The organism is Micromonospora sp. WMMA1947 (assembly GCF_027497355.1).
In the GTDB taxonomy this organism is placed as follows: Bacteria; Actinomycetota; Actinomycetes; order Mycobacteriales; family Micromonosporaceae; genus Micromonospora.
Genome location: NZ_CP114909.1, coordinates 2846480 through 2869353, shown reverse-complemented (window position 1 = coordinate 2869353; position 22874 = coordinate 2846480). Strand labels below are relative to the sequence as shown.

At 72.9% G+C, this 22874-nt stretch carries 19 protein-coding genes; 5 read left to right on the top strand and 14 right to left on the bottom strand.

All coding sequences use genetic code 11. From position 1 onward, the window contains the following. Nucleotides 1–40 precede the first annotated feature (40 nt). Nucleotides 41–1000: a 2,3,4,5-tetrahydropyridine-2,6-dicarboxylate N-succinyltransferase gene (gene dapD, locus O7604_RS13830; protein WP_194800455.1), complete on the top strand. Its 960-nt coding sequence runs from the start codon at nucleotides 41–43 to the stop codon at nucleotides 998–1000. A gap of 51 nt (nucleotides 1001–1051) precedes the next feature. Here the strand turns inward: dapD and O7604_RS13825 are convergent, their stop codons facing one another. Then, a complete protein-coding gene (locus tag O7604_RS13825) occupies nucleotides 1052–4393 on the bottom strand; it encodes a S8 family serine peptidase (RefSeq protein ID WP_281579810.1) in 3342 nt (1113 codons plus the stop codon). A 140-nt stretch (nucleotides 4394–4533) separates the two neighbouring features. Here O7604_RS13825 and O7604_RS13820 point away from each other — a divergent pair, with 140 nt between their 5' ends. Further along, a complete protein-coding gene (locus O7604_RS13820; RefSeq protein ID WP_281579809.1) occupies nucleotides 4534–5100 on the top strand; it encodes a sugar O-acetyltransferase in 567 nt (188 codons plus the stop codon). Nucleotides 5101–5183: 83 nt separating this feature from the next. After that, nucleotides 5184–7763 carry a hypothetical protein gene (locus O7604_RS13815; protein ID WP_281579808.1) on the top strand — a complete coding sequence of 860 codons (2580 nt, stop codon included), beginning with the start codon at nucleotides 5184–5186 and terminating at the stop codon, nucleotides 7761–7763. A 7-nt stretch (nucleotides 7764–7770) separates the two neighbouring features. Here O7604_RS13815 and O7604_RS13810 read toward each other — a convergent pair whose 3' ends face one another. The 5 genes from O7604_RS13810 to fdxA are packed head-to-tail and all read right to left on the bottom strand — an operon-like array spanning nucleotide 7771 to nucleotide 11524. Further along, nucleotides 7771–8418 carry a nucleoside/nucleotide kinase family protein gene (locus O7604_RS13810; RefSeq protein WP_281579807.1) on the bottom strand — a complete coding sequence of 216 codons (648 nt, stop codon included), beginning with the start codon at nucleotides 8416–8418 and terminating at the stop codon, nucleotides 7771–7773. Next, nucleotides 8418–9068 (bottom strand): SIMPL domain-containing protein, encoded by a 651-nt coding sequence (locus tag O7604_RS13805; protein WP_281579806.1) that lies wholly within the window; start codon nucleotides 9066–9068, stop codon nucleotides 8418–8420. The genes O7604_RS13810 and O7604_RS13805 overlap by 1 nt, the downstream gene beginning before the upstream one ends. A 5-nt stretch (nucleotides 9069–9073) precedes the next feature. Continuing rightward, on the bottom strand, nucleotides 9074–10090 hold the full coding sequence (locus O7604_RS13800; protein ID WP_281579805.1) for a prephenate dehydrogenase/arogenate dehydrogenase family protein: 1017 nt from the start codon (nucleotides 10088–10090) through the stop codon (nucleotides 9074–9076). Between the two features lies 1 nt (nucleotide 10091). After that, nucleotides 10092–11201 (bottom strand): succinyldiaminopimelate transaminase, encoded by a 1110-nt coding sequence (dapC, locus tag O7604_RS13795; RefSeq protein ID WP_281579962.1) that lies wholly within the window; start codon nucleotides 11199–11201, stop codon nucleotides 10092–10094. Then, the gene (gene fdxA, locus O7604_RS13790) at nucleotides 11198–11524 is read right to left on the bottom strand and encodes a ferredoxin (protein ID WP_007464872.1); all 327 of its coding nucleotides are present in this window, start codon (nucleotides 11522–11524) and stop codon (nucleotides 11198–11200) included. The genes dapC and fdxA overlap by 4 nt, the downstream gene beginning before the upstream one ends. A 78-nt stretch (nucleotides 11525–11602) precedes the next feature. Between fdxA and O7604_RS13785 the strand changes: the two genes are divergently transcribed. Next, a complete protein-coding gene (locus tag O7604_RS13785; RefSeq protein ID WP_281579804.1) occupies nucleotides 11603–12595 on the top strand; it encodes a GNAT family N-acetyltransferase in 993 nt (330 codons plus the stop codon). A gap of 12 nt (nucleotides 12596–12607) precedes the next feature. Here the strand turns inward: O7604_RS13785 and O7604_RS13780 are convergent, their stop codons facing one another. From O7604_RS13780 to mshB, 3 genes are all read right to left on the bottom strand, one after another. Further along, entirely contained in the window at nucleotides 12608–13072 is a 465-nt protein-coding gene (locus O7604_RS13780; protein WP_281579803.1) for a hypothetical protein, read from the bottom strand. Nucleotides 13073–13157: 85 nt separating this feature from the next. Next, nucleotides 13158–13631, bottom strand: coding sequence for a hypothetical protein (locus O7604_RS13775; RefSeq protein WP_281579802.1), 474 nt, complete (start codon nucleotides 13629–13631; stop codon nucleotides 13158–13160). Nucleotides 13632–13648: 17 nt separating this feature from the next. Further along, entirely contained in the window at nucleotides 13649–14572 is a 924-nt protein-coding gene (gene mshB, locus O7604_RS13770; RefSeq protein ID WP_281579801.1) for an N-acetyl-1-D-myo-inositol-2-amino-2-deoxy-alpha-D-glucopyranoside deacetylase, read from the bottom strand. A gap of 85 nt (nucleotides 14573–14657) precedes the next feature. Between mshB and O7604_RS13765 the strand changes: the two genes are divergently transcribed. Beyond that, the gene (locus O7604_RS13765; protein ID WP_281579800.1) at nucleotides 14658–16802 is read left to right on the top strand and encodes a prolyl oligopeptidase family serine peptidase; all 2145 of its coding nucleotides are present in this window, start codon (nucleotides 14658–14660) and stop codon (nucleotides 16800–16802) included. An 87-nt stretch (nucleotides 16803–16889) separates the two neighbouring features. On the opposite strand, the gene O7604_RS13760 is transcribed toward O7604_RS13765, so the two are convergent. From O7604_RS13760 to O7604_RS13740, 5 genes are all read right to left on the bottom strand, one after another. Next, the gene (locus O7604_RS13760; protein ID WP_269704144.1) at nucleotides 16890–18632 is read right to left on the bottom strand and encodes an ABC transporter substrate-binding protein; all 1743 of its coding nucleotides are present in this window, start codon (nucleotides 18630–18632) and stop codon (nucleotides 16890–16892) included. Between the two features lie 108 nt (nucleotides 18633–18740). After that, entirely contained in the window at nucleotides 18741–19727 is a 987-nt protein-coding gene (locus O7604_RS13755) for an ABC transporter permease (protein ID WP_269704143.1), read from the bottom strand. 11 nt (nucleotides 19728–19738) lie between these two features. Then, entirely contained in the window at nucleotides 19739–20746 is a 1008-nt protein-coding gene (locus tag O7604_RS13750) for an ABC transporter permease (protein WP_269704141.1), read from the bottom strand. Continuing rightward, on the bottom strand, nucleotides 20743–21765 hold the full coding sequence (locus tag O7604_RS13745) for a dipeptide ABC transporter ATP-binding protein (protein WP_281579799.1): 1023 nt from the start codon (nucleotides 21763–21765) through the stop codon (nucleotides 20743–20745). Before O7604_RS13745 ends, O7604_RS13750 begins: the two co-directional genes overlap by 4 nt. Further along, on the bottom strand, nucleotides 21762–22865 hold the full coding sequence (locus O7604_RS13740) for an ABC transporter ATP-binding protein (RefSeq protein ID WP_281579798.1): 1104 nt from the start codon (nucleotides 22863–22865) through the stop codon (nucleotides 21762–21764). The genes O7604_RS13745 and O7604_RS13740 overlap by 4 nt, the downstream gene beginning before the upstream one ends. Nucleotides 22866–22874 lie beyond the last annotated feature (9 nt).

Sequence of the window (22874 nt, the reverse complement as noted above, 5' to 3'; positions counted from 1 at the left end):
GCAGCGGCGGACGCCGCCGCCGGAGCAGAGAGGTGTCACCGTGACGTCCGCACCATCCGCCTGGGGTATCGGCCTGGCCACCGTCACCGCGCAGGACCAGGTGCTCGACACCTGGTACCCGACCGGCAAGCTGGGCCTGGGCGAGCTGCCGCTGGTGCCCGGCGAGGACCGGGCCGACGTGCTCGACCTGCCGCCGGGTGCGATCGGCGAGCGGGCGCTGCCCGGGTTGCGCACGGTTGAGGTGACCACGCTGATCGGCTCGCTGGACGACCCGATCAAGGACGCCGCCGACGCGTACCTGCGGTTGCACCTGCTCTCCCACCGCCTGGTGCGGCCCAACGAGCTGAACCTCGACGGCATCTTCGGCAAGCTGGCGAACGTGGCCTGGACGTCGGCCGGGCCGTGCCCGCCGGAGCGGGTGGACGAACTGCGCGTCATCGAGCGGGCCGCCGGCCGTCACCTGTCCGTGTACGGGGTGGACAAGTTCCCCCGGATGACCGACTACGTGGTGCCGTCCGGGGTGCGGATCGCCGACGCGGACCGCGTCCGGCTCGGCGCGTACCTGTCCTCCGGCACCACCGTCATGCACGAGGGCTTCGTCAACTTCAACGCCGGCACGCTGGGCACCTCGATGGTCGAGGGCCGCATCGTGCAGGGCGTGGTGGTCGGCGACGGCTCCGACATCGGCGGTGGCGCCTCGATCATGGGCACGCTCTCCGGCGGCGGCACGGAGAAGGTGCGCATCGGTGAGCGGAGCCTGGTCGGCGCGAACGCCGGTGTCGGCATCACGCTGGGCGACGACTGCGTGGTGGAGGCCGGCTGCTACATCACTGCCGCCTCGAAGATCACCCTGCCGGACGGCCGGACGGTCAAGGCCCGCGAGCTGTCCGGCGTCGACGGGCTGCTGTTCTGGCGCAACTCGGTGACCGGCGCGCTGGAGGCGAAGCCGCGTACCGGCCAGGGCATCACGCTCAACGCCGCGCTGCACGCCAACGACTGAGCCGTACCCCCGTCCGGGTCCGCGCTCACCGCGCGGACCCGGACGGACGGCTCACCGCAGGCGGTACGCCTGGATGATCCGCTGGGTCACGGTGTTGCCGGCGTCGTCCCGGGCGGTGGCCCGCAACGACGCGTACCCCGGGCCGGCCGGGTGCCGGACGGTGGCCGTCCACGCCCCGCCCTGCTTCTTCAGTGTCGCCTTGCGCCAGGTCTTCCCGCCGTCGTAGGAGACGTCGACGGTGAGCGCGACGACCCGGCCGGACGGCGCGCCGGGCTGGCGCTGCACCGCCACCGGCACGGTGAACGTCCGGCCCGCCGGGGCGGAGCTGTCCACCGCCAGCGGCGGGGTGAACCGGACCGCCATGGCCGGCAGCCGGGCCGGCACGTCACCCGGAACCCGCTTGGAACGGAACGTCCAGCTCGCCGACACCTCGGTGCTCAGGTCGGTGAAGTCGCGCTTCGCCACGGTCTCCAGCCGGTAGTTCGCCGCTCCCGGCGGCACTGTGAACTCGCCGTACCCCGGGTAGGGCGATTCGCCGACCAGCTTGCCGTTGCGGTGGAGCCGGGTCTGCTCGACGTCGTTGAACGAACCGCCGGGGTGCCCGGACGCGTCGCTGTGCACCGGCAGCGAGACCACGAGGGTGTCACCGGTACGGGTGATGCCCTGCTCCGGCCACTGCGGCTGCGGGAACGACGGGCCGAACGGGGCCTTGTTCCATTCCTCGGTGTAGGTGTGCCCGGCCCGGTAGCGGGTGGGCACGGACTCCAGCACCGCCCGCGGCTGGAGCCAGCCGTCCTCGCCCCGCTCACCGAAGGCCAGTTCGGCGCTCCAGCGGGTGCGGGTGACGCTGAGGTGGTCGATCCGCTTGCCCGGCACCTGCACGGGCAGGACGATCGCCGAGCCGCCCATGTTGTAGTCGGGCTCCGGGTACACGACCAGTTCGTTGTCCATCCCCGTGTAGCCGGCGGCGAACCGGTTGACGACGGTGGCCAGGTCGGCGGGCCGGTAGTTCCGGACGAAGCCGGTCGGGAACCGGCCCGGGAACAGCTCGTTCAGTCCGTAGAAGTACGGGCTGCGCTCGGGCGCTGTCGGCTCGACCCACTGGCTGGCGAGCGAGCCGACGAACACCTTGTCGGAGACGCTGCGGCCGATCTGGGCCGAGTAGAGGCCCTCGAACTTGTCGGTCCAGAGCCCGAAACTGGCGTAGTAGTCCTCGAATCCCCAGGCCGCTGTGACGTCGATCAGCAGCGGCGCCGCGCCGCGCTGCGGCACCGTGGTGCGTACCGGCTTCGCCCGCCGGGCGTCCAGCGTGAGCCGCTGGTTCCCGGCCACCACCAGTTCCGGCTGGGCGAGGAAGGAAACCTCCGACCAGCCCTCGTCGCCGTCGACGAAGATCAGGCTCTGCACGCCGTACCTGCCCTTGGGCACCCGAAGCCGGGCCTCCCCGTCGGCGTCGTACACGTCGCGGTAGCTGCCGTCGTCGAGCCCGAGCAGAACGGTGTAGTAGCCGTCGGTCAGGGCACCCGAGCGGTCGCGGTGGGCCACGGTCAGGTCGTAGCTCTCCACCTCGCGGTCGACAGCGAGCGGCGTCACCGCCACCGCGTCGCCGGCGCGGGCGAGCAGGCGGCCGGTCCAGTAGCCGTCGGCGCCGCCGAGCCGGGTGTCCACCACGACCGTCACCTGGGCGCTGCCGCCCGCCGGGACGGTGAGCCGGGAGGCGCTGAGGGTGAGCATGCCGGCCGGTGCGGCCCGCCCGCCCGGCCCGGTGAACGCGGTGCTCAGGTCCAGCGTGAGCGGGGCGGTCCCGCCGTTGCGGTAGGTGACCGTCCGGCTGATCGGCTGGTCGTCGGTGTGCGGCCAGGTCGCCACGCCGAACGAGACGGACGCCGGTTCGCTCGTCACCTGCTGGGTGATCGCGCGGGCGAGGTCGACCCGGCCCGCGCCCTGCTGGAACGCGGTCTGCTCGGGGTGCGGCTTCGCCGAGGCCATGAGCGTCGCCTTGTAGCGCTCGGGCGTCCAGCCGGGGTGCTGCTGGGCGAGCAGCGCGACCGCGCCGGCCACGTGCGGGGCGGCCATCGACGTGCCGGACAGCGAGGCGTACCGGTCCCCCACCGGGTCGCCGATCTGGCCGTTCGCGGCCCGCGCGGCCACGATCTCCACACCCGGCGCGGTGATGTCCGGCTTGATCGCCCCGTCGCCGACCCGGGGACCGCGGCTGGAGAAGTCGGCGAGCGCGTCGTCCCGGTCCACGGCGCCGACCGCGAGCGCGGCGTCGGCGGTGGCCGGCGAGCCGACCGAACCGTCGACACCGTCGTTGCCGGCCGAGATCACGAACAGCGTCCCGTGCTGCTCGGTGAGCGTCCCGACCGCCTCCTCCAGCGGGTCCACCTCCGGGGTGTCGCCACCGCTGAGGCTCATGTTCACGACAGTGGCGTCCTGCTCGGCCGCGGCCCACTGCATGCCGGCCAGGATGGCCGACTCGGTGCAGCCGTAGACCTCGCAGACCTTTCCGGACAGCAGCGTGGCGTCGGGCGCCACGCCCCGGTACTTCCCGCCCGAGGCGGCGCCGCTGCCGGCGATGGTGGAGGCCACGTGCGTGCCGTGCCCGACGATGTCGTCCGGGTCCGCCTCCTCGGTGAAGTTGCGCGACTCGGCGACCTTGCCGGCCAGGTCCGGGTGGGTGAGGTCGACGCCGGTGTCGAGCACCGCTACCCGCACGCCCTTACCCGTGTATCCGGCGGCCCACGCGGTCGGCGCGCCGATCTGCGGCACGCTGTGGTCGAGTGTCAGCCGCCGCCGGCCGTCGAGCCAGATCCGGTCGACACCCCCCGCCGCGTCGAGCCGGGCGCCGGAACGGTCGGCGCTCACCGCCTTCCAGAGCGCGCCGGTGTCACCCTTGTCGGCGACGACCGCCGCGCCGGCGATCGCCGGCAGGTCGCGGGTCACCCGCGCGCCGGCGAGCGGGGCCGCCGTCCGCCGGGCCGCCCCCGGCCGGTACGTCACGAGCAGCGGTACGCTGTCGCGCCGCGCGTCGTCGTAGCCGGCCTCGATCAGCCCGCTCACGTCGAACAGCCGCCGGTCGAGCTTGCCCGCGCGGACCAGCGGGAGCGCGTCCTGCGGCAGCACGGTGAGCCGGTCGCGCTCCCGTCCGACCATGAACTGGATGCCGGCGCGACCGGCACCGGGGCGTACCGCGGCACGGCCGCCGGGGGCGACGGTGACCCGGTCGCCGGTGATCAGGGTGACGGTGACCGGGCGGGCGCCGGCCTGGGCGGACGGGCCGGTCGGTGCGGACGGGCCGGTCGGCGCGGCGGCCAGCGCGGGCACCGGCAGGCCGAGCGCCAGCGCCAGGCCGAGGCCGAGCGCCGTCAGCTTTCTGCGGTTCCGGAGCAACCTTCCTCCTTCGTCGGGCGTTTCATCGATGAGGGACACATCGACGCGGGTATCAGAATTGCATACCGCGTATGCAACAGGAAGTCGCCGATCCGACGGAACCGGCACCGCGTCCCCGGCCCGGCCGGGACGATCGAACGATGACCTCCATGAAGGACCGGATGCTGGCCGGCGAGCCGTACATCGCCGACGATCCGGCGATCATCGCCGACCTGGAGCGCGCGGCCCGGCTCAGCGAGCGGTTCAACCGCAGTTCCGCCGACGACCCGCCCGGCCGCCTCGCCGCGCTGCGGGAACTGCTCGGCTCACTCGGCGAGGACGCCTGGGTCCGGCCACCGCTGTACTGCGACTACGGGTACCAGACGCACATCGGCCCGCGGACGTTCGTCAACTTCAACGCGGTCTTCCTCGACGTCGCCCGCATCACCATCGGCGCCGACGTCCAGATCGGACCGAACGTGCAACTGCTCACCGCCACGCACCCGGTGGAGCCGGAGGCACGCCGGGCCAAATGGGAATCGGCCCTACCCATCACCATCGGTGACAACGTCTGGCTCGGCGGGGGCGTGATCGTCCTGGCCGGCGTGGCCATCGGCGAGAACACGGTGGTCGGCGCGGGCGCGGTGGTCACCCGCGACCTGCCGGCGAACGTGGTCGCGGTAGGTAACCCCGCTCGTCCGATCAGGAGCCTGGCTCAACCGTCCTGAGCTGCGGGAACAACCGTTCCAGCGGATGCGGATTCCCGGCCCGTCGCGCACTCTGGGTAGTAGCACGTTTACCGGGAGGCACGATGGAACGGGTCCTCGAACTGCGGGTGCACGGGGTCTCCAACACCCCGCCGGACCAGCTGCTCGGTCTGAACGCCGGCATCAACGGTGACGGTGCGCAACCAACGCTGGTCGCCGGCGGTCAGACCACCGGCTTCTTCCGGTCCAGCGCGGCGGGCCGGGACGACCCGATCACCGTCGAGGCGTACAGCTGGGGGCAGTTGACCTCCGGCGCGCGGACCCGGCGGGACGTGGAACGGGCGCTGTGGACGCTGATGCTCCCTTTCGCCCTGGCGAACGTCGCGCTGCACGCCCGCGACGGCATCCCGCCGGACCCGGACCAGGAACGCTGGGCCAGCCGGTCCGGCATCACCGCCTGGCTGATCCGCCTGTTCTGCCTGAGCCTGACCTGCACGCTCGTCCTCACCGTGACCGGCGTCGGCGTGGACCTCGTCGGCTGGCAGTGCGTCGAGACGGACTGCCTCCGCAAGATCCCCGGCCCGTGGGAGTTCCTCGGCGGCTCCTGGTGGCGCGAGGGCACCCGCGCTCTCGCGATCGGGCTGCTGCTGCCACTGCTCGTGCTGGCCGCGATCGGGCTCGTCGCCTTCCGCACCTACCAGTACGAGGCCCAGATGCCCGCCGATCCGCACCACCACGCGCCGGCCCGGGCGGACGGGGAACCGGTCGAACCGCCGCGTGAGCCCTCACGGAACCCGCTCCAGGACCCGACGTTCTGGAACGGGGAGGGTCAACTGCGCCGAGCCGCCGTGCTGCACCTGTGCACCGGTGCGGTCAGCGCCGCCGCCGTACCGGTCGTCGCGGTGCTGATCATGGACCCGCCGCGCGGTGTGCGGGCCGCCGTCGCCTGGCCCACAGTGACGCTGCTCGCCGCCGTGGTGGTGATCGCCGTGGTCGCGGTCGCCCGGCCCTGGCTGAGCCGGCGTCAGGGCGCCACCCCGCTCGGCCGGTGGAGCGCGGCGGTCGCGGCGCTCACCGCCCTCGGCCTGATCGGCACGTTCGCCCTGCTGCTGCTCCCCGAGGGGGCGGCCGGGCAGCCGCTGTCGACGTACCGTCCACCGGACGGATGCGCGGCGCAGCCGGACACCCCCGGTTGCCACGCCGACCGGTCCCTGCCCGGGTACGACACGGCGGTCGCCTGGCTCGTCGCGTACCAGGTGCTGTTGCTGCTCGCCATCGCCGCGGCGAACCGCTCCGGCCGCCGGGCGCTGGCCGGGCCCGCCGCCGGGATGGTGCTGCTGCCGCTCGGCGCGACCTGGATCGAACGCGGCCTGCCCGCGCTGCCCGCCGCGCCGGACGAGCTGCACACCTGGATGCTGGTCGGTCCGGCCGTCGCGCTGGCCACCGCCGGGCTGTTCCTGCCCCGCCTGCGTCCGGCGGTGCCGACCCAGCCGCTCGGCGCGTACACCGATCTCGCCTGGCGCGGCTGCGCCCCGGCGGTCATCGCCGGGTTCGGCTGGATGATGGCGGTCGCCTACTGCGCCGGGCTGCTCTACTGGGTCAGCGACCGGCTCGACGCGTCGGCCGAGCCGAGCGGCCCGAGCCGGGTCGTGCCGCCGCTCGCCGTCTTCTGGGCCGGGCTGGCCTGCGCGGTCGGCCTGGCCGCGCTGATCGCGCTGCTGGTCCGGGCCGTCGTCCTGCTGCACCGCCTGCGCCGGGTCGAGTACGCCCGGCTGGCCGACACACCCGGGCTGTCCGCGCACGACCTGCGGCGCTGCCGCGACGTCAGCACGTACCGGGCGCTGCACCGGCTGGTCGGCGAGCAGGCGGTACGGCTGGTGGGCTGCTACGCCGCGTTCTGCGCGATCCTTGTCACCCTCTGCTGCGCCGCCGCCCTGTCCGGCGAACGGCCCAGCCCGCTGTCCCCGTCCGGCTGGCAGACCGCCATCCACTGGACCGCCGAACGCGGCGACGCCGTCCTCGGCTGGCTGCCGGTGGTGATGGCGGCGCTCGGGCTGCTCGTCTACCGCACCGACTCGGTACGCCGCTCGGTCGGCGTGATCTGGGACGTGTGCACGTTCTGGCCCCGGGCCGCCCATCCGCTCGCGCCGCCCAGCTACGCCGAACGCGCCGTACCGGAACTCCAGACCCGGGTGGCGGGCCTGCTGGCGCTGCCGCCGCACCACGGCGACCGGATGGACGGCATCATCCTCTCCGGGCACAGCCAGGGCACCGTCATCTGCGCCGCGGTGCTGCTGCAACTGCCCCGCCGGTGGCGGCTGCGGACCTGGTTCTTTTCGTACGGCTGTCAGCTCACCCGGCTCTACGGCCGGGTCTTCCCGTCCTACTTCGGGCCGGAACGACTGCGGGCGCTGGCCGGTGCGCTCACCTGGCCCGGCGGGCACGTGGCCTGGACGAACTTCTGGCGGGACACCGACCCGCTGGGCTGGCAGGTCAGCGCCGGTCAGCGGGACGTGCCGGTGGCCGACCCGGAGGCGCTGCACCCGTCCGGGGGCGAGGTGGCCGACCCGCCCATCCGCAGCCACAGCGGCTACCCGGAGGCGGTGGAGTTCACCCGCGAGCGCGCGGTGGTGGCGCGGCTGCTGCGCCGCACCGTGCCCTCACCCCGGCAGCGGACCGGCTGACCCGGCGTCACGCCTGCGGTGGGTCGGCCAGGCGTACCACCAGATCGGCGTGCCCGGCCGTGCCGGCCACTCGCCGGGCGTTCTCCTCGTCGCTGCCCAGCGCCCAGGCGCGGGCCTGCTCCGGCGACTTCCCGTACGCCTCGTGGCGGGCGGTGAGCCGGCGCAGCCGCAGCTCCGCGTCCAGGTCCAGGAACCAGATCTGGTGTACGAGGGTGCGCACCTCCTCCCACGGGTCGTCCCGCAGCAGCAGGTAGTTGCCCTCGGTGACCACCAGGCGCACCTCGGGCGGCACCTCGATCGCCCCGGCGACCGGCTCCTCCAGGTCGCGGCGGAACTCCGGCGCCCACACCGACGTCGGTTCCAGCCGGCGCAACCGGCGCAGCACGGAGACGAAGCCGTTGACGTCGAACGTGTCCGGCGCGCCCTTGCGGTCGGCCCGGCCGAGCCGCGCCAGCTCCGACCCGGCCAGGTGGAAGCCGTCCATCGGGACCAGCCGGGCGACCGGGCCGAGCGCGGCCACGATCCGTTCGGCCAGGGTGGACTTGCCCGCGCCGGGCGCGCCGGCGATGCCGAGCAGCTGACGCGGACCCGCCTCGGCCAGCGCCCGCGCTCGGGCGACCAGCTCGTCGAGCGGCAGCACCTCCGCCGGTGGCATCAGCCCAGCACCGGCTCGCTGATGGTGAACCGCGCCTCGACCGCCGCCTGCACCGGCTGCGGCGCCGGGTCCAGCTCCAGTTCGCGCTCCGGCTCGGCGGAACGCGAGTACGCCGCCCCGACCATCATCATCGGCGGCCCGGCGCTCATCCCGGTGTCGGACAGCTCCCGCAACGCGATCACCCGGGCGCCGAGCGCCTCGGCGTACTCCCGGGCCCGGACCAGCGCGTCGGCGATCGCGGCCTGCCGCGCCTCCCGGTAGGCCGGGCTGTCCGGACGCAGCGACCACACCGGCCCGGCCACCTCGACCTGCTCCTGGTCGGCCAGGCGGAGCATCAGCTCGCCGAGCGCGGTGAAGTCGGTGGTCGTCACTGTGGTGCTCACGCTGCCCTGGTAGGCCACCACCCGCTCGCCGGAGCGCTTCGTCACCGGCCAGACGTGGACCTGGCCGGTCTCCCGGCGCTCCACCACGGGCCCGGCCGCGTCGAGCAGCGCGCGCACCGCGGCGGCCCGTTCGGCCAGCCGGGTCAGCGTGGTCTCCCGGTCCCGGTCCCGCGCCGTCGCCGTCGCCGTCACGGTGAACCGGGCCAGCTCGGGAGCCACCTCCCGGTACGCCTCACCGCGTACCGCCACGACCGGTGCGTCAGCCATGCCGCTCAGCCTAACGGCGGGGTGGCCGGCAGGTGCCCCATGTAGGTGACCGCGCCCGCCGCCTCCCGCACCTCGCTCAGGTGGCCGCCCGCCGCGCCCAGCTCCCGCAGGTACGCCAGCTCGCCCGCGTGGTCGTCGTCGGCCGGGAACTCCCGCCGGTGCGTGGTGAACGTCCGGGCCCGCAGCGTCGCGCGGACGTCCCGCCCCTCGGCGAACCGGTCCGCCAGCGCACCCGCGTCGCCGCCGCGCAGCGCCTCGGTCAGGTCGTGCAGGAACGCGCCGAGCGCGTCCAGTTCGGCGAGGACGCGGTCCCGGTTGCCGAGCAGCATGTTCGCGGTCCGCTCGGGTGGTCCGCCGGCGACCCGGGTGCCGTCGGAGAAGCTGCCGGCGGCGAGCGTCAACACCGCGTCCCGCAACGCCGACCGGTGCACGGTGCCGGCCAGCGCGCCGGCCAGCACGTGCGGTACGTGCGAGGCGAGCGCGGCGGCGCCGTCGTGCTCCGGGGCGGACATCGGCACCACCCGGGCGTGGAAGACGTCCACCAGCAGCACCGCCAGCCGCCGGAACGCGCCCAGGCCGGTCGGCCCCGGGCAGAGCACCCAGGCGGCGCCGTCGAGCAGGTCCGGGCCGGCGGCGCCAACTCCGGCCCGGTCCGCGCCGGCCATCGGGTGGCCCGGCACGAACCGGTGCCCGAGCCCCAGCACGGTGGCGGCGGTGCTCACCTCGGCCTTGACGCTGCCCACGTCGGTGAGCACGCACCCGTCGTCGGTGACGGCGGCGACCTGGGCCAGCGTCGCCGGCAGCGTGGGCAGCGGGCCGCAGAGGAACACCACGTCCCGCCCGGTGACTGCCTCCTCGACCGTGCCGGGCGCCTCGACGCCCCGGTCGCGGACCTGCCGGCGGGCCACCGGATCGGGATCCCAGCCGGCCACGTCGACACCCGCCTCGTGCAGCCGCAGCAGCACCGAGCCGCCGATCAGCCCGGTGCCGACCACCGCCGCCCGCGCCAGCTCGCCCGCCATGTCAGGCCTCGGCGAGCCGCCCGGCCACCGCGTCGACGCGCTCGTCGGACTCGGTGAGCGCCACCCGGACGTGCCGGGCGCCGGCCGGGCCGTAGAAGACACCGGCGGCCACCAGGATGCCCCGGCGGGCCAGCCACTCGACGGTCTCCCAGCAGTCCTCGTCCCGGGTGAGCCACAGGTAGAGCCCGGCCTCCGAGTGCTCGACGGTGAAGCCCGCGCCGGTGAACGCCGCGCGCAGCTTCTCCCGGCGGACGCGGTAGCGCTCCCGCTGGGCGTCGGCGTGCTCCTGGTCGCCGAGCGCGGCCACCATGGCGGCCTGCACCGGGGCCGGCACGATCAGCCCCGCGTGCTTGCGGATCTTGAGCAGCTCGGCCACCAGCGCCGGGTCACCGGCGACGAACCCGGCCCGGTATCCGGCCAGGTTGGAACGCTTGGACAGCGAGTGGACCGCCAGCACACCGTCGTACGAGCCGCCACACACCTCGGGCGACAGCACCGAGACGGGCTCGGCGTCCCAGCCCAGCGGCAGGTAGCACTCGTCGCTGGCGACCACCGCACCGCGCTCGCGCGCCCACTCGACCACCTTGCGCAGGTGGGCGGCGGGCAGCACCCGGCCGGTCGGGTTGCCCGGCGAGTTGACCCAGACCAGGCGGACCCGGGGATCCGGGCCCAGCGCGGTCAGTGAGTCGGTGCGTACCGTGGTCGCGCCGACGAGCCGGGCCCCGTCCTCGTAGGTCGGGTAGGCGACCGACGGCACCACCACCACGTCACCGGGACCGAGCCCGAGCAGCGTGGGCAGCCAGGCCACCAGCTCCTTGGAGCCGATCGTCGGCAGCACGCCCAGGCCGTCCACGCCCGCGCCGCAGGCCCGCGCGACCCACGCCGCGATCGCGTCCCGCAGGGCGGGCGTACCGGCGGTCAGCGGGTAGCCCGGCGCGTTCGACGCGTCGGCCAGGGCCTGGCGGATCAGCTCTGGCACCGGGTCGACCGGCGTGCCCATCGACAGGTTGATGAGACCGCCCGGATGCGCCGCAGCCGTGGTGGCCGCGGCGTCCAGGGTGTCCCAGGTGAAGTCGGGCAGCCGTGCCGAGACCGGCGAGCGCCGGTTCAGTGGCCCTCGCCGCGCGGCGGCTGCGCGGCGACGAAGGTGGCGTCCTTCTCCACCTTGCCGATCTTCGAGGCGCCACCGGGCGAGCCCAGGTCCTCGAAGAACTCGTAGTTGGCCCCGGTGTAGTCCTTCCACTGCTCCGGGACGTCGTCCTCGTAGAAGATCGCTTCGACCGGGCAGACCGGCTCGCAGGCACCACAGTCGACGCACTCGTCGGGGTGGATGTAGAGCATCCGATTGCCCTCGTAGATGCAGTCGACCGGGCACTCCTCGATGCATGCCTTGTCGAGCACATCCACGCACGGCTCGGCGATGATGTAGGTCACCGGTCTTCTCCTCCGCAGACTCGTCGCGATCACCCGCAACGGTAAGAGCCTAGTATCTCGCCGGGGAGGGGGTCGATCGTGCTCCGACAGCAGGACGTGGGACACCGGATCGTGGTCCGCCGGATTGTGGGGATTCGCGAGGGCCGCACGCTGTTCTCCGACGCGCTCGGCGAGCTCGTGGAGCTCAGCGAGACCCACATCACCCTCTCCACCGACGCCGGTCCGCTGCGCGTACCGGTGGCCGAGGTGCACCGGGCCAAGCGGGTGCCGCCGGCCCGGCGGCCCACCGCCGCCGCCGTGGTCGCGCTGGAGCTGGCCGCCGACGAGGCGTGGCCCGCGCCGGTACGCGGACGGCTCGGCGACTGGCGGCTGCGCTGGGCCGACGGCTGGACCGGCCGGGCGAACAGCGCGCTACCGGTCGGCGACCCGGACCGCCCGCTGCCCGCCGCGCTGGACGCGGTGCAGCGCTGGTACGCCGAGCGCGGCGGCACCGCCCTGGTGAACACCCCACTGCCGCTGGCCGCCCCGGTCGGCGCCGAACTGGACGCGCGCGGCTGGACGGCCCGGCCCCCGGTGCTCGTGCAGACCGTCCCGCTGCGCGCCCTGGCCGCGCCGCCGGACGCCGGGCTCGCCGACACGCCGCCGCTCGCCGGCCCGGACGGCACGCCGCCGGTGACTCTGGGCGGCGCGCCCACCGACGACTGGCTGGCCATCTCCGCCAGCCGCAAGGGCGGCCTGCCGGACGCCGCGCGGCACGTCCTCACCGCCGTCGAGCGGGTCCGCTTCGCCGAGCTGCGCGTCGACGGCCGGGTGCTCGCCATCGGCCGGGGGACGGTGACCGGCGAAGGCCGCTGGCTCGGCGTCAGCCTGCTCGAAGTGCTGCCCGAGGCGCGTCGGCGCGGATTCGCCGCCGCTGTCGTACGCGCCCTGGCCGGCTGGGGCGCCGCCGAGGGCGCCGGCCACGCCTTCCTCCAGGTCGAGCAGAGCAACACCGGCGCCGTCGCGCTCTACCGCAGGCTCGGCTTCACCACCCACCACACCTACCTGACCCGGGTGGCCCCGGCGGCCTGAGCGGCGCTCCGGTCAGCGCCGGACGATCCGGCGGGGCCGGGTGCGCTTCATCTCGGCGTACCGCTTGAGCTGGCGGGACCGGTAGTCCCGCCCCAGCGCGGTGAGGATCAGGTAGCCGACCAGCACGCCCGCCGCGGTCGCAGCGAGATAGAGCCAGATCTGGGCGAAGAACAGGCCCGCGCCGCCGCCGAACGGGTTCTCCCCGACCAGCAGCGGGCCGACGAACACGGTGAGCGCCAGCGCGACCGCGACCGCGGCGGCCAGGTCACCGGCCCACCGGCCCAGCGGCCGGTCGGCGCCCCACCGGAAGGCGGTGCCGGCCAGGATCAGCCCGATGACCAGGAACATGGCGAGCGAGACGCGGCCCGAGGCGGTGTCGTCGCCCGGGAACGCGAATCTGATGACCAGCCGGGCCACCACGTTCACCCCGAACAACGCGGCCGCCAGCACAGCTACCGCACGCCACCGCTGACCCATCGCACGCCTCCCGCCGTACCGCCCGCTCCCTCGGCGGGCCTCTGGCAGGAATGTCTACCATCGCCGCCTGTGCGGCGTCAGCACCTCACCGGCCAGGCGGCGGCGTCACCAGGTGCCGGAAGCCCACCACCGCGAACGTGACCGCCCCGGTCACGATCAGCGCGAGGCCGAGCACGTTGTCGCCGACCAGCCCGAGATCACCCTCGACGGTACGGACACCACCCGCCACGATCACCACGAACCACGGCAGAGCGGCCAGCACGATCGCCCACCGGCCTCCTGTCGACCGGTGCGCGTACGAGCCCAGCAGCACCGTCGCCGCCACCACGGCGGGAACCCCGACGACCGCCGCCCCGATCCCGACCAGCGCCTGCGCCGCGCCGGAGAGCCCTTGCACGACACTCCAGGCCCAGGTCGCGACGATCAGTTCGAGCAGCGCGAGCAGGACGCCGGCCCAGACCGTCACCACGCCGCCGGTCAGCCGCAGCGCGCGGTCCAGCGCCCGCTCCGCCCGGCTCGGCGGCGCGGCCTCGGGCGGCTGCTCGGCAAGTGTCGACACGGGTACGGCCGGCAGCGTCACCGGAGACCGGCCGCCGCGACCGGGGAGCGCTCCGGCGTGTCCAGGGCGATCCCGGCGAAGAGGTCGTCCTCCCAGCCGTACGGGCCGTGGCCCGGCCCCTTCTCGCCGACCGCGAGCGTGAAGTACTCGACACCCATGAACTCGCCGCCGAAGTTGCCGGCGATCGAGTAGAGCCAGGAGTTCGCCGGGATCTGGGTGGCGTGGGCGCGCATCGCCGCCTCCTTGGCGGCGTGCTGGTCGGTGCCGTCGATCCGGGCGGCGATCTCCGCGTCCGGCGTGCCGAACGGCAGCTCGTCGGCGCTCTCGATGCCGGCGAACGGGTTGTCCGACGACTCGGTGAACGTCTCCAGGCCGGCGTCGAGCACACTGCGCGGCATGGCCGTCCAGTAGACCTTCGCCGGGGCGATCCCCTCGGCGGCGGCCAGCTCGACCGCCCGCATCGCCACCCGGTGCGCCTGGATGTGGTCGGGGTGGCCGTAGAAGCCGTCCGGGTCGTACGTGACGAGCACCTGGGGGCGGACCTCGCGGATGACGTCCACCAGATATCCGGCGGCGACGTCCAGGTCGGCCTGCCAGAACGCGCGCGGGTGCTCGTTCGTGGCCATGCCCATCATGCCGGAGTCGCGGTAGCGGCCCGCGCCGCCGAGGAACCGGTGGTCGGTCACGCCGAGCGCGGCGCAGGCGGCCGCCAGCTCGCCGATCCGGTAGCCGCCGAGCTGGTCCGCCTCGGCCGCGCAGAGCTGGGCCAGCGCCGGGACGTGGATCTCGCCCTCCTCGCCGAGCGTGCAGGTCACGAGCGTGACGTGGGCGCCGGTGGCGGCGTAGTGCGCCATCGTCGCGCCGGTGCCGATCGACTCGTCGTCGGGATGCGCGTGGACCAGCAGGAGGCGTCGGTCGGGCAGCGTCGTCACGCCCGTCACTCTAACCGGCGGTCCTGCCCGCTCGACGGTGATGCGTCCGCCCAGGTCGGCCACATCACCTCCGGCACCCGCCTACGCTGCAGGCGTGGACTTTCCCGAGCTGGCCGCCCGTACCCGTCGGTTCAGCCACGGGGCGCCGCGTGCCGTCACCGTCGCGGGCGACGGCGCCCGGGTGATCTTCCTGCGTTCCGCGGGACCGGAGGACCCGGCCGACGCGCTCTGGCTGCTCGACGTCGACAGCGGCGAGGAACGACTGGTCGCGGACCCGGCGGTGCTGCTGGGCGCCGACGCCGAGCCGGCCCGTCTCGCCCCCGGCGAGCGGGCGCTGCGCGAGCGGTTGCGGCTCAGCTCCGGCGGCATCGGCTCGTACGCGCTGGACTCGGCCGGCCGGGTCGCCGCGTTCGCGCTGGCCGGGCGGCTGTTCCGGGCCGACCTGGTGCACGGCGACGTGGTCGAGGTGACAGCGGTCGGGCCGGTGATCGACCCGCGCCCCGACCCGGCAGGTGAGCGGCTCGCGTACGTCACCGACGCCGCCGAAGGGGTGCGCCGGGGCCAGTTGCGGGTGGTCGAGCCGGACGGCACGGACAACCTGCTCGCCGGCGAGGACAGCGGCGTCACCTGGGGGCTGGCCGAGCACATCGCAGCCGAGGAGTTCCACCGCTACCGGGGCTACTGGTGGGCGCCGGACGGGCGCAGCGTGCTGGCCGCCCGGGTCGACGAGTCCCGCCTGGAACGCTGGTACCTGCACGACCCGGCCGACCCGGCGAGCCCGCCGACGTCGCTCGCGTACCCCGTGGCGGGCGGGCCGAACGCGGAGGTCAGCCTGCACCTGCTCGACCTCGACGGCGGCTGGGTCGACGTGCACTGGGACCGCGAGACCTACCCGTACCTGAGTTCCGTCGACTGGACCGAGGGCGGGCCGCTGATCACCGTGCTGCGCCGTTCGCAGCAGCACGGCCTGGTGCTCGCGGTGGACCCGCGCACCGGGGAGACGCAGGTGCACGCTGAGCTGGCCGACCCGCGCTGGGTGGAGCCCATCCCCGGTACCCCGGCACACCTGCCCGACGGGCGGGTGCTGGTCGGCGGCGAACTGGCCCACGACGGGTACGACGCCCGCTGCCTGTTCGCCGACGGCACACTGCTCACCCCGCCGTCGCTGTACGTGCGGCGGGTCGTCGGGCGGCTGCCGAACGGCCCGAACGCGGCGGCGGACCTGCTGGTGGAGGCGAGCGAGGGCGAGCCGAGCCAGCGCCACCTCTACCGGGTGCGGACCACCATCGGCGGCGGCATGGACGCCCGCCGGATGGGCAGCGACCCCGGCTGGCACACCGCCTCGATCGGCGGGTCCACGCTGGCGGTGGGCATCGCGTCGCTGGAGCACGCCGGGGTCCGCTGGCGGGTGTGGCACGGGGACCGCGAGGCGGGTGAGCTGCGCTCGTTCGCCGCCACCAGCTCGTACGCGCCGCGGCCGACGATGGTCCGGGTGACCGACAGGCGACTGCCCAGCGCGGTGCTCTACCCGGCCGAGCACGTCAAGGGCACCCGGCTGCCGGTGCTGCTGGACGTCTACGGCGGGCCCGGCCATCAGGAGGTGGTGGCGGCCCGCGGTGCCTGGCTGGAACGGCAGTGGTGGGCCGAGCAGGGCTTCGCGGTGGTCACCATCGACAACCGGGGCACCCCGGGCATCGCGCCGTCGTTCGAGAAGGCGATCCACCGCCGGGTCGCCGACGTGATCCTCACCGACCAGGTGGACGCGCTCACCGCGCTCGCCGACAAGCACCCGGATCTGGACCTGGAACGGGTGGCGGTACGCGGCTGGTCGTTCGGCGGCTGGCTGGCCGGGCTCGCGGTGCTGCGTCACCCGGAGCTGTTCAAGTGCGCGATCGTGGGCGCGCCGGTCACCGACTGGGCGCTGTACGACACCGCGTACAGCGAGCGCTACCTCGGCATGCCCGATGACGGGATGGACATCTACGCCCACCACTCGCTGATCGAGCTGGCCGCCGAGCCGCTCGGCGACCCGGCGCAGGCCCGGCCGATGCTGCTGGTGCACGGCCTGGCCGACGACAACGTGCTGGCCGCGCACACGCTGCGGCTGTCCGCGGCGTTGCTGTCCACCGGGCGTCCGCACGCGGTGCTGCCGCTGACCGGCGCGAGCCACCTGGCCGCCGGCGGGGTGTCCGAGCGCCTGCTCCGGCTGGAGCTCGACTTCCTCCGCCGCTACTTGTAAGGAAGGGCCCCTTATTAACGCCTGCGGTAGAGGAAGGGCCCCCTATTAACGCCGCGCGTTAACAAGGGGCCCTTCCTTCGCCTACGGCTACTGCTTGACGTACGCGTTGACGAAGTTCGGGTAGCCGAACACGGAGGAGATGAACACCCCGCCCGCCTTGGACCCGTGCACGTTGTACGCCACGTCCACGTAGAGCGGCACCACCGGCGCGTGCTCCTTCATGATCCGCTCATCGAGCTTGCCCCACTCCGGGCCCTGCTCGGACGGCGGCAGCGCCAGGATCCGGTCCATCTCGGCGTTGATCGCGTCGTCGTTGAAGTACGACTGGTTGCTGTTGCCCTCGGCCTTGATGGTCCGGCCGTCGTAGAGCACCGGCAGGATCGACGCGCCGCTGGGCCAGTCCGCCGCCCAGTTGCCGATGTACAGGTCCCAGGGGTTGTTCTTCTTCTTGACCTCGTCCAGCTTCGCGTCGTCCGGGATGTTCCGGACGGTGATCTTGAAGCCGGCGCGCTCCAGGTTGCCCTTGAGCTGGACCGCCTCCGCCTGCTCGGTCGTGTTGTCGGCGACACCGAGCACCAGCTCCGGCGTCTGGCCGCCGAGCAGCTCCTTGGCCTTCTCCACGTTGCCGTTGGCGCCCGCCGGGTACGCGTCGTACGCCTTGTAGCCGATGGTCGACGGCGGCATCAGCGTGGTGATCGGCTGCGCGACGGTCTGGCCACCGAGCGCCTTGACCAGGCCCTCGCGGTCGATCGCGTAGTTCAGCGCCTGGCGGATCTTCAGGTCCTTGACCCGCTGGGTGTTGATCACGAGCTGGTTGGCGCTCGGGGTCGGGGACAGCAGCGTCCGGGACTTCAGCGCCGGGTCACCGGCCACCTTGGCCACGAGCGAGGCGGGCACCGAGTTGAACGCCAGCGCGCTCTGGTCGGCGCCGTTGTCCGCGATCACCCGGTTGTTCGCGGCGTCGGCGGTCGGCCCGAAGCTCCACACGAACTGGTCCGGGTACTGGTGCCGCACCGGGTCGGTCTTCGCGTCCCAGTTGGGGTTGCGGTCGAGCGTGAGCTGGACCCCGACCTGGTTCTTGGCGATCTTGTACGGGCCGGACGAGAAGGGCTTCTGGTCGAGGTTGACCCCGGTGTCCTTCTCCGGCTTGAGCGGCGCCGTGGTGGGCAGCGAGACCGCGAACGGCAGGTCGCAGCGGGGCTTGGCGAACTCGAAGCGCAGCGTCTTGTCGTCCGGCGTGGTCAGGCCCGGCGGCAGCGACGTCTTGTTCTTCTTGAAGTCCCACTTGGTGTCGTACTGCGCGGTGTCGGCCAGCCACTCCTGGATGTAGGTGGGGCCGCCGGTGAGGTCCGGGTCGAAGGAGCGGGCGATGCCGTAGGCGATCTCCTTGGAGGTGATCGGGCTCCCGTCCTCGAACTTCACCCCGTCCTTGATCGTGAATTCCCAGACCTTGCAGTCGTTGTTGACGTTCTTGCCCGGGGTCTCGGCCAGGTCACCCACGAGGACCAGGCCACCCTTGCCGTCGTCCTTCCAGGTGGTCAGGTAGCGGGCGAAGAGCGGGTTGGCCATCAGGCCGGCGAACGAGTACGTCCGCTGCGGGTCCAGGTGGGAGATGGGGGTCTCCCGGATGATGGTGAACGTCCCGCCCTTGGCCGCGCCGTCGATCTCGGCGGCCGGCCCCTGCGAGTCCTTCGGGTCGGTCGCGATGACCCCTGTCTGCTGCCGGTTGGTGTCCACCTTGGTGCCCTCGCCCGTGTTCTCCGAGCAGGCACCGAGTGCCACAACCAGTGCGATGGCACCGCCAGCGGCGGCCGCTGCGCGTGGTCGCATGTCCTACCTCCTCCACCCGTGCGCCGAGCGCATCCGCCGACGTCCCGAGGATCGTAAAGAAGAAAAACTACAACTTGGGTAACAGTTGTCGATAAATTTCGTCGCGGTTCAGCCGAGCCGTACCCGCGGGTCGATCACCGCGTAGAGCAGGTCCACGACCACGTTCGCCAGCACCACGAAGACCGCCGCGATCAGCACGGTCGCCATGATCGTCGGCAGGTCCCCCGAGCGGACCGCGTCGACAGCGGTACGCCCCATCCCGTTCAGACCGAAGGTCGTCTCGGTGATCACCGTGCCGCCCAGCGCCCCGCCCACGTCCAGACCGGCGATCGTCACCACCGGTGTGATCGCGGCGCGCAGCGCGTGCCGGCCGTACACCTTGCGTTTGGCCAGGCCCTTCGCCCGCGCGGTCCGGACGAAGTCCTCCGACAGTGTCTCCAGCATCTGCGCCCGGGACAGTCGCGCGTAGATCGCGGAGAAGAGGAACGCCAGCGCCACCCAGGCCAGGACCAGCCCGCTCGTCCATTTCAGCGGGTTCTCGAACAGCGAGGTGTAGCTCGGCACCGGCAGCAGGCGCAGGTTGTAGACGAAGACGATGAGCAGCACCGCGCCGACGAAGTAGAGCTGCAACGAGGCGCCGGTCAGCGAGAAGCCGATCGCGGCCCGGTCCAGCCAGCTGCCCCGGCGCAGCGCCGAGAGCATGCCCAGTCCGACGCCGAGCAGCAGCCACAGGATGGCGGCCGGGATGACGATGCTCAGCGTCACCGGCAGCACCCGGGCGATGGTGTCCGAGACCGCCTCGTTCGACACGTACGACCAGCCGAGGCAGGGGGCGTCGCACCGACCGCCCTGGGCGCTGCCCAGGTCCCGGCCGGTGAAGATGCCCTTCATGTAGCCGGCGTACTGGCTGATCAGCGGATCACGCAGGCCCAGCTCCTGGCGGACCCGCTCCAGTCGCTCCGGGTTGCAGTTCTTCGGGCACATGCCGGTGACCGGGTCGCGCGGCAGCGCGAAGAACATCAGGAAGCTGAGCACGCTCACCGCGAACAGCGTGAGCGCGGCGGACAGCAGCCGGCGGATGAGGAATCGCGTCATGGACCGGCCTCCTACCGGGACGACTTCGGGTCGAGCGCGTCGCGCAGCGCGTCACCGAAGAGGTTGAAGGCGAACACGAGCGCGAAGATGGTGATGCCCGGGAAGAAGACGTACGCCGGGTCGGTCTGCAGGTAGTCGAGACTGCGGTAGATCATGCGGCCGAAGCTCGGCGTCTCGTCGGTGAGGCCGACGCCGATGAACGACAACGCGGCCTCGCTGGTGATGTACTGCGGCACCGCCAGCGAGAAGGCGACCAGGATCGGCGCCCAGGCGTTCGGCAGCAACTGGCGGAACAGCATGTGCCCGAGACCGGCGCCGCTGGCCCGCGCCGCCTCCACGAACTCGCGCTCCCGCAGCGCGATGATCTGGCCCCGGACCAGCCGGGCCGTCCCGGTCCAGCCGAACAGGGCGAAGATCGCGATGAGCACACCGATCTGGAAGTACGCCGGCACGGCCTCGCGCTGGCCGTAGAAGCGCAGCGCGACGGTCGGCATCAGGGCCAGCGCGATGATCAGGAACGGCATCGCCAGGGTCAGGTCGGTGATCCAGTTGATCACGGTGTCCAGCCAGCCGCCCAGGTAGCCGGCGAGCGTTCCGAGCGTCACGCCGATCACCGCGGTCAGCACGGCGGCGGCGAACGCGATGAACAGCGATGTCCGCAGCCCGTGCACCATCCGGATGAAGATGTCCCGGCCGAGGCCGGGCTCCAGCCCGAACCAGTGCTCCCCGGTCACCCCACCGGCGTAGCCCAGCGGCATGCCGTAGCCGTCGAGGCGGTTCTGGAACTGCTCCTTCGGTCCCACCCCGTACAGCGCCTCGATGAGCGGCACCGCGAGCGCGACAAGGACGAAGAACACCAGCAGACCGCCGCTGATCAGCGCGGTGCGGTCCCGCTTGAGCCGCGCGAGGGCGAGCTGGCCGGGTGACCGGCCGACGAACTCCTTCTTACCGCTTTCGTCGCCCTCACCGGGGGACTCGATCTCGGCGAGCGCGACGCCCTCGACCGGCGACAGGCTCATTTCGACACCTCCACGGGTTCGCCGGTCGGCACGCCGACCGGTCCGCTCTCCGGGTAGTGGCAGGCGGTGAGCTGCCCGCCGCCGTCCCGCGTGGTCAGCGCCGGTTCTTCGGTGGCGCAGTGGTCGGTGGCTTTCCAGCAGCGGGTGCGGAAGCGGCAGCCCGATGGCGGGTTGAGTGGGGTCGGGACGTCGCCGGTGAGGCGGATGCGGCCGGCGGGTCCGAGAGTGGTGACGTCGGGGATGGCGGACAGCAGGGCCCTGGTGTAGGGGTGCTGAGGGTGGGTGTAGATGGTGTCGCGGTCGCCGATCTCGACGATCTTGCCGAGGTACATGACGGCGACGCGGTGGCAGAAGTGCCGGATGACGGCCAGGTCGTGGGCGATGAACACGAACGCCAGGTCCAGGTCGCGTTGCAGGCTGCGCAGCAGGTTGATGACCTGCGCCTGGATCGACACGTCCAGCGCCGAGACGGGTTCGTCGGCGACGATGAGTTTCGGTTTCAGGGCGAGGGCGCGGGCGATGCCGATGCGTTGGCGTTGCCCGCCGGAGAACTCGTGCGGGTACCTGTTGTAGTGCTCCGGATTCAACCCGACCAGTTCGAGGAGTTCCTGGACGCGGTGTTTGACGCCGCCGGGTGGGGTGATCCGGTTGACCTGCAACGGCATCGCCACGATCCGCCCGACCGTGTGTCGGGGGTTCAACGACGCGTACGGGTCCTGGAAGATGATCTGCAGGTCCTGCCGCAACCCGCGCAGCTCACCACGTTTCGCGTGCGTGATGTCCCGCCCGGCAAACGCGATCGACCCGGCGGTCGGCTCCAGCAGCCGAACGAGCATCCGCCCGGTCGTGGTCTTCCCACACCCGGACTCCCCCACCAGCCCGAGGGTCTCGCCCGGGCGCACGTCGAAGTCCAGCCCGTCCACCGCCCGCACCGCACCCGTGGCACGCAGGCCCTGCCGGACGGGGAAGTGCTTCGTCAGACCGCGCACCGACAGCAGCGGCTCGGTCTCGGTGCTCATCTGGCCACCCCCACCTGGGCGACCTCGTCGCGGTAGATCCGCTCCCGATCCCCCGCCGACAGATGGCAGGCCACCAGGTGCCCTGCCGCCCCCGCCGGGCCCAGCTCGGGAACCTCGGTGCGGGACCGGTCGCCGTTGACATCGGCCCACCGGCAGCGCGGATGAAACGCGCACCCCGACGGCAGGTTGATCAGACTGGGCGGGTTACCCGGAATGGGCACCAGGTCCGCGTCGGCGTCGCCGTGCAACGACGGCACACTCGACAACAACCCCCACGTGTACGGATGCTGCGGCGCCCGCAACACCCGCTGCACACTCCCGTGCTCCACCGCCCGACCCGCATACATCACCAACACGTCATCAGCCACCTGCGACACCACACCCAGATCGTGGGTGATCAACACGATCGCCGACCGGAACTCCTCCTGCAGATCGGCCAGCAGGTCCAGGATCTGCGCCTGCACCGTCACATCCAAGGCCGTGGTCGGCTCGTCGGCGATCAGCAGATCCGGGTCGTTCACAAGCGCCATCGCGATCATCGCGCGCTGCCGCATCCCACCGGAGAACTCGTGCGGATACTGCTCGAACCGCTTCGCCGGCTGCGGGATGCCGACCCGCCCCAGCATGTCCACCGCCCGGCTGCGGGCCTCCCGCTTCCCGGCCCTCGGGTGATGCACCCGGTACGCCTCCGCGATCTGCCTACCCACCGAGTAGTACGGATGCAACGCCGACAACGGATCCTGAAAGATCATCGCCATGTCCCGGCCCCGCAGCCGCCGCACCTCCTCCTCACCCAACCCCACCAGCTGACGCCCACCCACCCAGATCTCCCCCGAGATGGCCGTGCGCTTCGCGTTGTGCAAACCCAGGATCGCCAGCGACGTGACGCTCTTACCGGAACCGGACTCCCCCACGATCCCCAGCGTGCGACCCCGCTCGACAGCGAACGACACCCCGTCCACCGCCCGCACCACACCGTCCTCGGTGTCGAACCGCACCCGCAGGTCCCTGACCTGGAGATAGGGCCCGTCGCCGGAGCGCTGCTCCGGCACCTCCGGGCGGTCCGGCTCCCCGGACGGCACCGCCTCCGACCTGCCCATTGACCGCCT